General features: G+C 47.6%; 10 protein-coding genes. 3 read left to right on the top strand and 7 right to left on the bottom strand.

What is annotated here, in order from left to right:
* Window positions 1-38 precede the first annotated feature (38 nt).
* The 5 genes from AC4PG5_RS09025 to AC4PG5_RS09005 all read right to left on the bottom strand — a co-directional run bounded on the left by AC4PG5_RS09025 (window position 39) and on the right by AC4PG5_RS09005 (window position 7,247).
* Complete coding sequence (locus tag AC4PG5_RS09025; RefSeq protein ID WP_492028600.1) at window positions 39-2,450, bottom strand: TonB-dependent receptor; 2,412 nt, start codon at window positions 2,448-2,450, stop codon at window positions 39-41.
* A 78-nt stretch (window positions 2,451-2,528) separates the two neighbouring features.
* Window positions 2,529-3,134 (bottom strand): response regulator transcription factor, encoded by a 606-nt coding sequence (locus AC4PG5_RS09020; protein WP_492028599.1) that lies wholly within the window; start codon window positions 3,132-3,134, stop codon window positions 2,529-2,531.
* A gap of 18 nt (window positions 3,135-3,152) precedes the next feature.
* A complete protein-coding gene (locus tag AC4PG5_RS09015; RefSeq protein ID WP_492028598.1) occupies window positions 3,153-4,745 on the bottom strand; it encodes an NAD(P)/FAD-dependent oxidoreductase in 1,593 nt (530 codons plus the stop codon).
* Window positions 4,746-4,753: 8 nt separating this feature from the next.
* Window positions 4,754-6,121 (bottom strand): DNA repair protein RadA, encoded by a 1,368-nt coding sequence (radA, locus tag AC4PG5_RS09010; RefSeq protein WP_492028597.1) that lies wholly within the window; start codon window positions 6,119-6,121, stop codon window positions 4,754-4,756.
* A gap of 88 nt (window positions 6,122-6,209) precedes the next feature.
* Complete coding sequence (locus AC4PG5_RS09005; RefSeq protein ID WP_492028596.1) at window positions 6,210-7,247, bottom strand: asparaginase; 1,038 nt, start codon at window positions 7,245-7,247, stop codon at window positions 6,210-6,212.
* A 403-nt stretch (window positions 7,248-7,650) separates the two neighbouring features.
* On the opposite strand from AC4PG5_RS09005, the gene thrA reads away from it, so the two are divergent.
* From thrA to thrC, 3 genes are read left to right on the top strand one after another with little or no spacing between them, the layout of a single operon-like run.
* Window positions 7,651-10,086 carry a bifunctional aspartate kinase/homoserine dehydrogenase I gene (gene thrA / locus AC4PG5_RS09000; protein WP_492028595.1) on the top strand — a complete coding sequence of 812 codons (2,436 nt, stop codon included), beginning with the start codon at window positions 7,651-7,653 and terminating at the stop codon, window positions 10,084-10,086.
* Between the two features lie 4 nt (window positions 10,087-10,090).
* Window positions 10,091-11,302 (top strand): cofactor-independent phosphoglycerate mutase, encoded by a 1,212-nt coding sequence (locus tag AC4PG5_RS08995; protein WP_492028594.1) that lies wholly within the window; start codon window positions 10,091-10,093, stop codon window positions 11,300-11,302.
* Window positions 11,303-11,323: 21 nt separating this feature from the next.
* Window positions 11,324-12,625 carry a threonine synthase gene (gene thrC, locus AC4PG5_RS08990; protein WP_492030726.1) on the top strand — a complete coding sequence of 434 codons (1,302 nt, stop codon included), beginning with the start codon at window positions 11,324-11,326 and terminating at the stop codon, window positions 12,623-12,625.
* A 135-nt stretch (window positions 12,626-12,760) separates the two neighbouring features.
* Here the strand turns inward: thrC and AC4PG5_RS08985 are convergent, their stop codons facing one another.
* Complete coding sequence (locus AC4PG5_RS08985) at window positions 12,761-13,396, bottom strand: thiamine diphosphokinase (RefSeq protein WP_492028593.1); 636 nt, start codon at window positions 13,394-13,396, stop codon at window positions 12,761-12,763.
* Complete coding sequence (gene pnuC, locus AC4PG5_RS08980; protein ID WP_492028592.1) at window positions 13,371-13,967, bottom strand: nicotinamide riboside transporter PnuC; 597 nt, start codon at window positions 13,965-13,967, stop codon at window positions 13,371-13,373. The genes AC4PG5_RS08985 and pnuC overlap by 26 nt, the downstream gene beginning before the upstream one ends.
* Window position 13,968 lies beyond the last annotated feature (1 nt).

Raw genomic sequence — 13,968 nt, 5'->3', positions numbered from 1 at the left:
TCTCAGTCAATGGGGTGGTTAAGTATGCTGAAGGTGATTTAGAATTTCCAACGAAACTCGATTCCTGCTTGTAAAGGCTTCCCTTGTTGGCGGAATCCTTTATTCATGCTTTCGAAGTAGAAAGTCGTATACGCCCGATCTAACGGATTCTGTATCCAAAGTGTGAGACTTTTATCTCTTCTCGTGAAAGTGACGCTGCTACTAAGTAGGTTGTAAAACGGCTGACTAACGTCATTCTTCTCAGTCCAATAGATCCGTCCTATACCGGTGTAATTTGCATTAAACCGGATCTGACTTAGCCATTGTTTGGGGGCCATGTGGAAAATATATTGCGCTCCGGCGTTTAAGGTGTGCTTGGGTACAAAAGGAACGTATTTCCCATTGTAAGACACTTCTTTCAAGACCATGGTTCGTGGATCTTTCTCATTGGTCACATAATCGGTAAAAGACGCTTGGGTATATCCGTAACTCGCGTTTATCGATAAGCTACTGTTGAACTCTAATCGTGTATTGGCTTCAAATCCTAAACTTCTGCTCTTTCCCGCATTAACGGTTACTCTTCCCATTCCATTTTCGGCAAACCGGGCGATCTGCTGATTGCGGGTGTTCATATAAAACGCGGCTAGATCAGCTTGTAGCTTCTGGTTGAATAACGTTAAATGTGTTCCTACTTCATAACTCCAGGTGTACTCCGGTTGGTAGCGGACATAATCTTCGACCGATTCTGTTTGCTCCTTGGATGTTAGATACTGTTCGATCATCGCTTTGGCAGGAGCAGGTACTTGCGGATTGTTGATCAACGCCTCTTTCAGATCACTTTTCATCTCGTTCGATAAGTTGTTTTGTAGTAGATCGGAGAACATCTGTATGTTATATCCTCCCGATCGATATCCTTTGCTAACCGATAGATAGATATTGTTCCGGGCATTGATATCGTATTGTAAGGCTGCCTTTGGGATGAATTGCCAATAATCATTGTTGAGGCATCCAATAAAGGTTGACTGTGTCGTTACCTCTTGTGGGATGTTTATGGTCGTTGGCCCCATTTGAGCCGAGAAGTTAAAAACAAAGGGTAGTGTGGTTCCGGAGTGATAGTCGATATTGCTCTTTTCGTAGTCCAAACGACAGCCGACAGTGGCAGAAAGTCTTTTCAGCAGAAAATCTTTAAACGTACTTTGGTGGTATATTCCCAAGTTCAACAGTGGCGTTTTAAACGTGCCGTCGAAGAGCATGGTTTGAGGGAGTGCAATCCCCATGGTCATTCCTTTATCTGATAAATCCGGGAAGATGCGATTGATTCCATTTTCCATTGTCTGCATACCCTCTTTTTCAAAGTTCATGGGCGCTTCGGTAGTCAGCCATTGGTACAGCCCCATGACTCCGGTGGTCGATAGCCAATGGCCGGATTCCGATTTTAAGATGAGTTCTTGCGACAAATGGTCGGATTTTTGTTTTTGCTGTAATCTGAAGATTTCTCTATCGGTGAAGTCTTGGTCCATGTGCATATTGTCATTCAAACGTTGGTATCCGGTGATCGCACTTAATGTCAGTGCTCCGATTTTATACTCCAGATTCAATCCGGCATTGAGTAAACTCCGATAGTAATTGCTCTGATCGTTATAAGCAATCTTTCCGATGAAGGTCGGACGTGACTCGGGACTTCCATTGAGTGCTCCCGTATATTGATAGGGGTAACCTCTCTGATCATTATATTCATAACTGAGATTCAGATCGATGGTTAATGCTTTCCGGGGTTTGTAGATGCTCCTAATGCGTCCTCCAAAACTTTTGGTCCGACAGATCGACTCCTCTTGTCGCGCTTCATTATTAAAGAAGCCGTTTTCATACTCATAGAACCCGCCGACGGATAAGGCATAGGTCTCAGAGGGACGTCTGTAGTGAGTGAAGGAGGCTCGATAATCGTTGTGAGTTGCTCCTGCCATCCGGATCTCAGTACCTTGATAGGAGAAAGGGGATTTGGTGTGAACTCGGATCAGTCCTCCCATGGCATTCCGTCCATAAAGAGTGCTTTGTGGACCTCGAAGGATGTCGATGCGTTCTACATCGGCATAGTTAAAATCGAAGGATGACTTTTCAACAAAGGGGATGTTATCGACATACAATCCGATGGAGGGGGTATTTATGCGTGATCCTATTCCTCGAATGTAAACTGCAGAGGTCATCTTTGATCCATAATCCGGTAAAAAGAGGTTGGGCACCACTCCGGTCAGATCTTTTATCGATTGGACACGATTGGTGAGTAAGGACTCGTGAGATAGGAGAGAACTGGATAGAGGAAGGTTGCGCAATTTAAGACTCTCTTTAGGCGTTGCGATCACCATGATCTCTTCCATGCTAACCTCCTTTAGTGAGTCTTTCGGTTGCTCATCGGCCCATGCCGTTGAATAAATCAGAAATAAACTACCGATTAATAAATAGATTGCTTTCATGTGTTGTTATTTTTATAGATGCAAAATAACAGCAAATAAAGTCTTTTGACAATCCTCATTTCTGAGGATATTTCGTCGTTATATTCTGTCGGCTTCGACGTAGCCGTTCATCACGGCATAAATGGTCAGGGCCGAGACCGATTTGATACCGAGTTTTTCGGTGATATTCTTACGATGGGTAATGACCGTTGTTAAACTAATGTTGAGTTTGTCGGCTATTTCTTTATTGATCAGACCCTTGGTGACGAGTACCAAAACTTCTATTTCTCTGTTGGAGAGTAGCTCTTGATGGGACATTCCTCGCTCCATCGACAGATGGCCCGGATGCCCTTTGGAATGTCCGTGTTGGTGTCCGTGTTGATGTAACATTAAAATCTGTTTGATCAGATCTTTCTCTTTTTCGTACGCATTCAGAATCGGTATTCCCGATAAGTTAAACTGTGGACTGTCGCTTCCCAACACAATTGTTTTGCGTTTTCGCTCCGAGAAGAAGGTGTTGTGCTCAACATAGATTTGTGCCGAAACGAAATAATGGGCATACATATCCGGTGTATCGTCGATCAGTCCACTGAAGCTCTGAAACGTTCGGATCGTTGCCATGGGGATGATCTTCTCCAGAATGGTCTGGAGACCGATCGCGGTAAGGGTGTTGGCTTCAATAATGGCAATCTCAGGTTTATTCATGCTAACGAAAATTTGTGGTTAAGAATTCAAATAACGAGATACGGCTTCTGCACACCGTTCTCCATCGACTCCGGCTGAGACAATGCCACCGGCATATCCGGCTCCTTCACCGCAAGGAAATAATCCACTGACCTGGATGTGCTCTAAGGTCTCTTTGTCTCGTACGATTCTGATTGGAGAGGAGGTTCGTGTTTCTACGCCGATCATAACTGCTTCATTGGTCAAGAAGCCATGGCTGCTCTTACCAAACTGTTGAAGTCCCAAGCTGAGTCGCTGACTCACGAAATCGGGCATCCAGAAGTGTAGGGGTGAAGAAATCAGTCCGGGACTATATGACGATTCGGGAAGATCGTAACTGAGCTTTTTCTTTGTAAAATCGCTCATACGCTGCGCAGGAGCAGTTTGCTTCATTCCACCTTGCAACCAGCATTGACGTTCTAGCTCTTCTTGAAAATGGAGCATGTTGAGCATCGGATACTGAGCTTGTTCAGCTTTTCGTTCGTCAGAGTAGACCATCCCTGTGGCTAGATCTTCCGGTTGTAGCTCGACCACCATCCCCGAATTGCTCCAACGCGACCCACGGTTTGAAGGCGACATGCCATTCACGACGATTTGCTCCGGACCACTTGCGGCGGGGACGATAAAGCCACCCGGACACATACAAAAACTATAAACGCCTCGTCCTTCCACTTGGGTGACAAAGCTATATTCGGCTGCCGGAAGATATTTCCCGCGTCCTTCTTTTCTGTGATATTGTAGTTGATCGATCAATTCCGCCGGATGTTCCAGACGAACACCAACTGCAAGACCTTTAGATTCGATTTCGATTTGGTGAGCGGCTAGCCAGCGGTAGACATCCCGCGCCGAATGTCCGGTGGCTAAGATGACCGGTCCCAAGAAGACTTTTCCGGTATTCGTCTCTACACCTTTCACCTGGTTTTGCTCCACGATCAAAGCATCCATTCGAGTTTCGAAATGAACTTCTCCTCCACACTCGATAATGGTATTGCGCATATTTTCGATGACCCGTGGCAGCTTGTCCGTGCCAATATGTGGATGAGCATCTGTCAGGATTGAGGTTGAGGCTCCATGCTGACAGAACACATTTAAGATCTTGGTAATGTTGCCTCGTTTCTTACTTCGGGTATAAAGTTTTCCGTCAGAGTAAGCTCCGGCACCTCCTTCTCCGAAGCTATAATTCGATTCCGGGTTTACTTGATGGTCGCGGCTGATCTGTGCCAAATCTTTTTTTCGATCTCGTACATTCTTACCGCGTTCTACAATCACCGGCTTCAATCCGAGTTCTATCAGCCGCAAGGCCGCAAACAACCCACCGGGGCCGGCACCGACAACGATGACTTGAGGTCGACCCTCCACGTTTTTATAGGTCGTGGTTTCATACTCGTCGTCTTGCGGCATCTCGTTGAGATAGACTCTGACCTTCAGATTGATGAAGATGGTTCGTTGCCGAGCGTCGACGCTCCGTTTCAAAACTCGAATCGAGGTGATTTCTTTCGTGTTCACTCCTTTTTCTGTCTTGAGAAACTCTTTTAATTGCCACTCGTCGGCTGCTATTTCAGGTAATACTCTGAGTTGATATTCTTGTGTCATATACTGATCTATCCAAATAAGATTCTGAAAGCCTCTTCAACCTTTCGCACAGGGAGAAGCTCAATATTGATTTTACTGCGGTTGATACCTTGTAGGTTATACCGTGGAATAAGAAAACGTTTAAAGCCTAGCTTTTCTGCTTCACTGATGCGTTGCTCAATACGGCTGACGGGACGGATCTCGCCCGAAAGTCCGATCTCTCCGGTCACGCACACTTGAGGTTCGATAGCGGCATCCATGTTCGATGATAGGATAGCGCTGATGACCGCCAAGTCGATTGCGGGATCGTTCACCTTGAGTCCTCCGGCAATGTTGAGGAAGACATCTTTCTGAGCCAGTTTGAAGCCGACACGTTTCTCGAGCACAGCCAATAGCATGTTCATTCGTCGGATGTCGAACCCGGTGGCCGAGCGTTGCGGATTACCATATACGGCACTGCTGACTAAAGCTTGCGTCTCGATGAGAAAAGGACGTGCCCCTTCTATGGCTGAAGCGATGGCTACACCACTCATGCCTTCATGTTCTTGGCTGAGCAGGAGTTCGGAAGGGTTGCTAACTTGTCGTAACCCGTCTTGTCGCATTTCGTAGATCCCCAATTCGGCTGTGCTGCCAAAACGATTTTTGATGCTTCTGAGAATACGATACATATAATGTTGATCGCCTTCGAACTGTAATACGGTGTCGACAATGTGTTCGAGTATTTTCGGTCCCGCGATGCTTCCTTCTTTATTGATATGCCCGATGAGTAATACCGGGGTATGCGTCTCTTTGGCAAAACGCAAGATGAGAGCTGCGCACTCGCGCACCTGTGCCACGCTTCCCGGTGAAGATTCAATGTTCTCGGTATAGATGGTCTGTATGGAGTCGATGATCACCAGATCGGGCGTTGTATTTTTGATGTGGACAAAAATCTGTTCGAGTGACGTCTCACAAACGATGAGGCAGTCGCTCGACAACGGACTGAGACGATCGGCACGCAACTTAAGTTGTCGCGCGCTCTCCTCACCGGAGATATAGAGCACCCGCTTCTCATTCATACGAAGTACCGTTTGCATCACTAAAGTCGATTTGCCGATACCCGGTTCACCGCCGATCAGCACGAGCGATCCCGGTACCAATCCGCCACCCAATACCCGGTTCAACTCTTCATCGTGCATGTCGATGCGAGTCTCTTCATCGGCCTTGATCTCATTCAGAGGCTGAGGCTTGGGTTTGCTGTGATCCAATCCGGTGATGGTTCGGTGGGCGGGCGACTCTTTCCGTACGATCTCTTCGACATACGTGTTCCACTCACCGCACGACGGACATTTACCCACCCATTTCGGTGAATCTTGTCCGCAGTTACTACAGATATATACGGTTTTTTCTTTAGCCATTATCCCTTCTTTAGTGATTGCAGGCTACAAAAATAGGGATAATTTATCAGAATCTGATACTCCCTGCTCTATAATAATGTATTGAGCGTTATACGGTTATTTCTCCGGCTATCGGACGATTCATGCGTTCCCGCACCTCATAAGGGGTGTACCCGTGTCCAAAAAGGAACATGAGTTTGGTGACGGCCGATTCGGTGGTGCTGTCGTAACCACTCACGACCCCCGCTTGTAAGAGTTGGTATCCCGTCTCGTACCGTTCCATCTCTACAGTGCCGGCATTGCATTGAGTCACGTTGACAATGACGATGCCTCGCGCACTTGCTTCGCATAATCGGCGGATAAACCATTCCTTGCGTGGGGCGTTACCCGATCCGTAAGTTTCGAAAACGAGTCCTTTGAGTCCTTCAATATTTAAGATAGACGTAACGACGTTCTCTTGGATACCCGGAAAGAGCTTAAGAATAGCCACATTCGTATCCAATAGATAATGAGGTTTCAACGACCGTTTGATTCCGTTGGGTTGAATCTGTACATTGTTGAACTTGATGTGTATGCCCGCCTCTGCCAAAACAGGATAGTTGAACGATTGGAAGGCATTGAAATTCTCGGCATTCATTTTAGTCGTCCGGTTTCCTCTCATCAGATGATTTTCGAAAAAGATACAAACTTCAGGAACGATCGGACGATTATGATGGTCTCTTGAGGCTGCAATTTCAATGCTGGTCATCAGATTTTCTTTTCCATCGGTGCGTAATACACCAATAGGAAGTTGCGATCCGGTTAAGATGACCGGCTTGTTCAGCCCTTCGAGCATGAAGCTTAAAGCCGAGGCGGTATAGGCCATCGTATCTGTGCCATGTAAGATCACAAACCCGAAATGTTTATCGTAATTCTCATAAATAATACGGGTGAGTTTTCCCCAAATCTCAGGCTCCATATCTGATGAATCCATCGGTGGATCAAACTGATAAGTCTCTATGGGGAACTTAAATTTCTGAAGTTCGGGCATGTGTTTTTGCAACTGTTCGAAGTTGAAGTTCTCTAATGCCCCGGTTTCAGAGTTTTCAATCATACCGATTGTTCCGCCGGTGTAGATTAACAATATGGAAGTATTATTGGGATTCATTTCTTGATTTTAACGGTTTGTTTGTCGCAAATATAGTGATAGTTTGCATTTTTTAATAACAAAATGTCAGAAAAATGAAGTGCATTTTTTTGAGGGATGAAAAATAAAAATACTTTTTATCAGAAAAAAGAATGAAAAAGTGATAGATTGAATGAATTTATTCTTATTTTTGCAACACTTATCAAAACAAAAAGACGAAACAGTATACATGATGAAGTTTTATCCTCATACAGTCACATCCATGTGCACCATGACCCTTAGGGGTTGAGGAGAATAACTATTGTGTTTCTACGTGAATCACGCCTATAGAAATAGGCATTAATTTTTCAGTTTTAATTTATTGCAAGTTTAACCTTTAGTCCTATTTAGCATTCTAATAGGGCTCAGGAAAAAATATATTTACATGAAGGTTTTAAAATTCGGCGGAACATCTGTTGGTTCTGCGAAAAGCATTTTAAGTGTAAAGAGAATTGTAGAGTCTGTAGTAGAACCTGTCATTGTGGTGGTATCCGCTTTGGGAGGAATAACTGATCGATTATTGAACACGTCGAAGATGGCTGCCATGGGTGATGCCGCTTACGAGAGTGAATTTCGTGATATTGTGAGCCGTCATATGGAGATGATTGCCGCGGTGATTCCTGCCGGGGAAAGCCAACGTCAGTTGAAGTGTGAAGTCCATGAACTCTTAAGTGAGTTGAAAGATATTTTTCAAGGGATCTATCTGATCAAGGATCTGTCGCCGAAGACGTCCGACACTATTGTGAGCTATGGTGAGCGTTTATCTTCCATTATCGTGACCGAACTGATCGATGGCGCAGCTTGGTACGATTCCCGTTCATTTATAAAGACTGAGAAGAAACATTCCAAACATATCCTCGATGCCGACCTGACCGATCGTCTGGTGAAGTCGACCTTTGCCGTACTGCCTCAAGTGGCTGTTGTTCCGGGCTTTATTGCCTCTGACAAGACTACGGGCGATGTGACTAACCTTGGTCGCGGAGGATCGGACTATACCGCGGCGATTTTGGCTGCGGCACTAGATGCCGAACGGTTAGAGATCTGGACCGATGTGGATGGTTTCATGACAGCCGATCCACGTGTGATCTCGACGGCTTATACCATTAAGGAGTTGAGCTATGTTGAGGCTACGGAGCTTTGTAACTTTGGAGCTAAGGTGGTTTATCCACCAACCATCTATCCGGTTTGTCACAAGAATATTCCGATTTGTGTGAAGAACACGTTCAATCCGGAGGCTCCGGGAACGATCATCCAGCAGCAAGTCACCAATCCCGAAGGTAAAGCCATCAAGGGAATCTCGTCGATCAACGACACGAGCTTGATCACCGTTCAGGGCTTAGGCATGGTTGGCGTCATCGGCGTGAATTACCGCATCTTTAAAGCGTTGGCTAAAGGAGGCATTAGTGTCTTCCTCGTTTCCCAAGCTTCATCAGAAAACAGTACGTCTATTGGTGTACGTAATGCCGATGCCGATCTGGCTTCTGAGGTGCTTAACGAAGAGTTTGCGAAAGAGATTAAGATGGGAGAGATCTCACCCATCCATGCCGAGAGAGATTTGGCAACGATCGCTGTAGTGGGCGAGAATATGAAACATACGCCGGGCATTGCCGGTAAACTGTTTGGAACCTTGGGACGTAACGGCATCAATGTGATTGCTTGTGCACAAGGTGCTTCGGAAACGAACATCTCGTTTGTGGTCGATGCGAAGTTGCTTCGTAAATCTCTGAACGTCATTCATGACTCTTTTTTCCTTTCCGAGTATCAGGTCGTTAACCTCTTTATTTGTGGTGTGGGTACTGTGGGAGGTAGCCTCATCGAACAGATCCGTTGTCAACAAGAAAAGTTGATGAACGAGAACGGGTTGAAACTTCGAGTGGTGGGTATTATTGCCACCAAGAAAGCTCTTTTCGACCGCCATGGCATCGACCTGTCCGACTTCCGTCGTTTGTTGAACGAAGAGGGGATGGAGAGCAATCTACAGATTGCCCGTGACGAGATTGTCGGTATGAACATCTTCAACTCCGTGTTTGTCGACTGTACCGCAAGTGCCGATATTGCATCGCTCTATAAAGATTTCCTCGAACATAATATTGCTGTGGTAGCCGCCAATAAGATTGCTGCCTCTTCACCTTATGAAAACTATCGTGAGCTGAAGACCATTGCCCGCTATCGTGGCGTGAAGTTCTTGTTCGAGACCAATGTTGGAGCAGGACTTCCCATCATTAATACCATGAACGACCTCAATCATAGTGGGGATAAGATCTTAAAGATCGAGGCCGTCTTATCGGGTACGCTGAACTATATCTTCAATACGATCAGTGCCGATATTCCTTTAAGCCGTGCCATCAGGATGGCGCAAGAAGAAGGATATTCAGAACCGGATCCTCGGATCGACTTGAGCGGCAAGGATGTGATTCGTAAGCTGGTGATCTTGGCTCGTGAGGCCGGTTATCCGCTGAATCAAGAAGATGTAAAACGTCAGCTGTTTGTGCCGGAGCACTATTTCACCGGTTCGCTGGACGATTTCTGGCAGAAATTGCCGGAGTTGGATGCGTCGTTTGAGGCGTGTCGTCAAGTCCTAGAGTCGGAACACAAACGGTGGCGCTTTGTGGCTAAGCTGGAGCAAGGCCGTGCCTCCGTGGGGTTACAAGAAGTGGAGGACAATCATCCGTTCTACGGCTTGGAAGGAAGCAATAACATCATTCTGTTGACTACAGAACGCTATAAAGAATATCCCATGATGATTCAAGGCTATGGTGCCGGTGCCAGTGTGACAGCGGCCGGTGTGTTTGCCGACATCATGCGGGTGGCAAACGTATAAGCTTATGAAACATCTGATTATCTTGGGTGATGGTATGGCCGATTGGCCAATGGAAGAGCTGGGCAACCGCACGCTTCTGCAAGACACCCCAACCCCTTATCTGGATTTGTTAGCTCGTGAAGGGCGTAACGGACAGTTGAAAACAGTGGCTCCCGGATTTCATCCCGGGAGTGAAGTGGCCAATATGTCGGTGTTAGGCTATGATCTGCCGACGGTCTACGAAGGGCGCGGGCCGCTTGAGGCGGCGAGTATCGGTGTCGAGCTTCTCCCGGGGGAGATGGCGATGCGTTGTAACCTCGTTTGTATCGAGGGCGATCTGCTCAAGAACCATTCTGCCGGACACATCTCTACTGAGGAGGCCGACGAACTGATTCGGTTCTTGCAGGCAGAGTTAGGCGACGATCGCGTGCGTTTTCATACGGGCGTGCAATACCGTCACCTGTTGGTGATCAAGGGTGGAGATAAGCGGTTGGACTGTACACCGCCGCACGATGTGCCGTTGCATCCTTTTGCACCGCTACTCGTGAAACCTCAGGTTGAGGAGGCACAGGCTACAGCCGATGAGATCAACCGTCTCATTCTCCAATCGCAGGTTTTGCTGAATACTCATCCCATCAATGAGAAACGGCGTGCAGAAGGGAAAGACCCGGCGAACAGCATCTGGCCGTGGAGTCCGGGTTACCGTCCACAGATGCCGCGTCTCTCGGAACGTTTTCCACAGATCCGTCGCGGAGCAGTGATCTCGGCAGTCGACCTGATCAACGGGATTGGAACTTATGCGGGACTCCGTCGCATCACGGTCGACGGGGCTACCGGGTTATACGATACGAATTATGAAAACAAGGTGGAGGCAGCCTTAGAAGCACTGAGCACCGACGACTTTGTTTATCTGCATATTGAGGCTAGCGATGAGGCCGGCCATGAAGGAGATGTCGATTTGAAACGACTGACCATTGAGAACCTCGACCGGAGAGTGGTGGGACCGATCTACAACACGGTGAAAACATGGGACGAGCCCGTGGCGATTGCCGTTCTTCCCGATCACCCCACACCGTGCCGCTTGCGCACGCATACCGACGAGCCGGTGCCGTTTGTGATCTGGTATCCCGGCATTGAAGCCGATACGGTGCAGACGTTCGACGAGGCTGCGGCGGTCGACGGAGCCTACGGACTCCTCAAAGAGGATCAGTTTATTGAAGCATTTATGAAGGTTTAGAACGATTTAAAGGTTAAGATGATGAAATATTACAGCACGAACCGACAGGTTCCCACGGTTTCTCTTCGTGAGGCCGTTGTTAAAGGATTGGCCGCTGATAGAGGGTTGTTTATGCCTGAAGAGATCCCGGCTTTACCGAAAGAGTTTTTTGAGACGATCGATCAGTTGTCTTTCCCGGAGATCGCTTATCGCGTGGCGGATGCGTTCTTTGGCAAAGATGTGCCGGCTCCGACGCTGCAACGCATTGTTGAAGAGACGTTGAACTTCGACGTACCGCTTCAAGAAGTTTCCGATGGGATCTATGCTTTAGAATTGTTTCACGGGCCGACTCTAGCCTTTAAAGATGTGGGAGGACGGTTCATGGCTCGCCTGCTCGGTCACTTTATTCAAGCTGAGGGACAGAAAGAGGTACAAGTCTTGGTGGCGACTTCGGGCGATACCGGTAGTGCCGTAGCCAATGGATTTTTAGGGGTCGACGGCATACAAGTGCATGTGCTTTACCCTAAAGGTAAGGTGAGTGAGATTCAGGAGAAACAGTTCACCACACTTGGACAGAACATCACGGCTCTGGAGGTGGATGGTACGTTCGACGACTGCCAGGCGTTGGTTAAAGCCGCGTTTATGGATCGTGAGTTGAACGAGAAACTCTTCCTGACTTCGGCCAATTCGATCAATGTGGCTCGTTTCTTGCCTCAGTCGTTTTACTATTTTGCCGCTTATGCCGCATTGAAACGGTTGGGTAAAGAACAACAGATGGTGGTTTGTGTGCCGAGTGGTAACTTTGGTAACCTGACGGCGGGACTCTTCGCGAAGCGGATGGGCTTGCCGATTAAGCGTTTTGTGGCGGCGAACAACCGTAACGACGTCTTCTACCATTATCTACAGACAGGCGATTATCAACCTCGTCCTTCGGTAGCGACCATTGCCAATGCTATGGATGTGGGCGATCCGAGTAACTTTGCACGTATCCTCGATCTGTACGATCAGTCGCACGACGCGATTGCGGCTGAGATCACCGGGGCGACCTATACCGACCAACAGATTGGTGAGACGGTACGCCACACGTGGGAAGAGTCGCATTACCTGCTCGATCCGCATGGGGCTTGTGGCTATCGTGCGCTTCAAGAGAGGTTGCAAGATGGAGAGACCGGTGTCTTCTTAGAGACCGCTCATCCGGCTAAGTTCCTCGAGACCGTGGAACAGTTGATCGGTTCGTCGGTCGAGATTCCGGAGAAATTGCAAGAATTTATGAAAGGAGAAAAGAAAAGTTGCCCGATGAGTGTGACATTCGACGACTTTAAACGTTATTTAAATAGATTATAGCCCGAACACTTTTCGGGAAAGAAACATAGTGTGATGTGACGGCGGGACGGCTTGTCGACCTCTGCTTCCATGGTGTATTAAGCAAACAATTTGGAGCAGAACGATGAGTTCTCCCGCTTGTTTTTTTGAGTAAGGTTACCCTTGTTTCGGGTGACAGATAAAGACGAGGTAATAACCCGATGCGTGAATGGTCACCTCCGTACCACTCGCCTCATTGAGCGTTCCTTGCCACCAGTTGGTGAAGTCGCTTAGCGGATAAACCAACCCTTCTCCTCTGAGACCGGTTGCCCCGAAATTGATGATCGAGAACTGCTGTCCCGGTTGCGTCACAAACGTGTGAGTATCTTTAATCGGTAAGAACACCCCATAGTCGGTCACCATACACACCTCAATGCCCTCTTTCAAATAATCCATCAGCAGACTGATGTTGCCTAGCGTATGATCCTCCCGTTTGCCCGTTGCCCCAAGGATGGCAATGCGACGATAGCCCCGCTCCGCCAGATAACGGATCGCTTTGGTCTGATCGTTCGTCTCCTGATCGGAAACCGGATAGACCAGATGAGCATACGCTTCCTTGTTCGCGGGAGAAAGAGAGTCCCCGTCGCCGATAATCAGATGAGGCGTTCCCCCATGAAGGAGATAGTCGTTCGCTGCTCCGTCGCAACAAACCACAGGACTAGCCTCCCGAAGCAAACGCAAGGGGAGGGGGTGAACAGGGTATTCACCATTGGCAAGTACCACAGCATCAGGCGTATCGTTTGGTGTCATCATCAATCTTCATCAATTGTTTCCATTTCCAGTAGCCAAAGATAGCGATAACGGCGTAAAGTCCGTAAAGAACCGCCGTAAAATAGAGCTCTTTATACACGTAAAGTCCGCAACTCACGGCATCGACCAAGATCCAGGCGATCCACTGCTCGACATACTTACGCGCCAACATCCACATGCCGACAATGCTCAGAGCCGTCGTGAAACTATCCCACCACGGTACATTGCTGTCGGTGAAGCGCACCAAGAGATAGCCGATGGCGATAAAAGCCACCATGAATACGATGGTCAGCGGAAGGTAACGTTTCATCGGTGTCGACGTGATGGGTAACTCCTTCTTCTGTGCAGAGGTACCGTTGCGAGCTCCTCTCATCCAGACCGCCCAACCATAGACTGCAGCCAACAAGTAATAGATATTAATGCCAAAGTCGGCATAGAGTCCTGCCTTATAGTAGACAAAGATATAGATAGCAGGCATAATGATACCTGCTATCCAAAGATAGATATGGGCCCGATATTCGAGCCAGAAATAAACCAGCCCGACGATCGTCCCGATAATTTCCAAATAATTCATA

It is taken from the genome of Bacteroides sp. QWL-09 (genome assembly GCF_058683585.1).
This window is presented reverse-complemented; position numbering and strand designations above follow the sequence as displayed.

Coding starts and splice junctions, on each gene's coding strand:
- AC4PG5_RS08995 (WP_492028594.1), top strand. CDS start 10,091: ATGAAACATCTGATTATCTTGGGTGATGGTATGGCCGATTGGCCAATG.
- radA (WP_492028597.1), bottom strand. CDS start 6,121: ATGGCTAAAGAAAAAACCGTATATATCTGTAGTAACTGCGGACAAGAT.
- AC4PG5_RS09020 (WP_492028599.1), bottom strand. CDS start 3,134: ATGAATAAACCTGAGATTGCCATTATTGAAGCCAACACCCTTACCGCG.
- thrA (WP_492028595.1), top strand. CDS start 7,651: ATGAAGGTTTTAAAATTCGGCGGAACATCTGTTGGTTCTGCGAAAAGC.
- AC4PG5_RS09015 (WP_492028598.1), bottom strand. CDS start 4,745: ATGACACAAGAATATCAACTCAGAGTATTACCTGAAATAGCAGCCGAC.
- AC4PG5_RS09025 (WP_492028600.1), bottom strand. CDS start 2,450: ATGAAAGCAATCTATTTATTAATCGGTAGTTTATTTCTGATTTATTCA.
- pnuC (WP_492028592.1), bottom strand. CDS start 13,967: ATGAATTATTTGGAAATTATCGGGACGATCGTCGGGCTGGTTTATTTC.
- AC4PG5_RS08985 (WP_492028593.1), bottom strand. CDS start 13,396: ATGATGACACCAAACGATACGCCTGATGCTGTGGTACTTGCCAATGGT.
- thrC (WP_492030726.1), top strand. CDS start 11,324: ATGAAATATTACAGCACGAACCGACAGGTTCCCACGGTTTCTCTTCGT.
- AC4PG5_RS09005 (WP_492028596.1), bottom strand. CDS start 7,247: ATGAATCCCAATAATACTTCCATATTGTTAATCTACACCGGCGGAACA.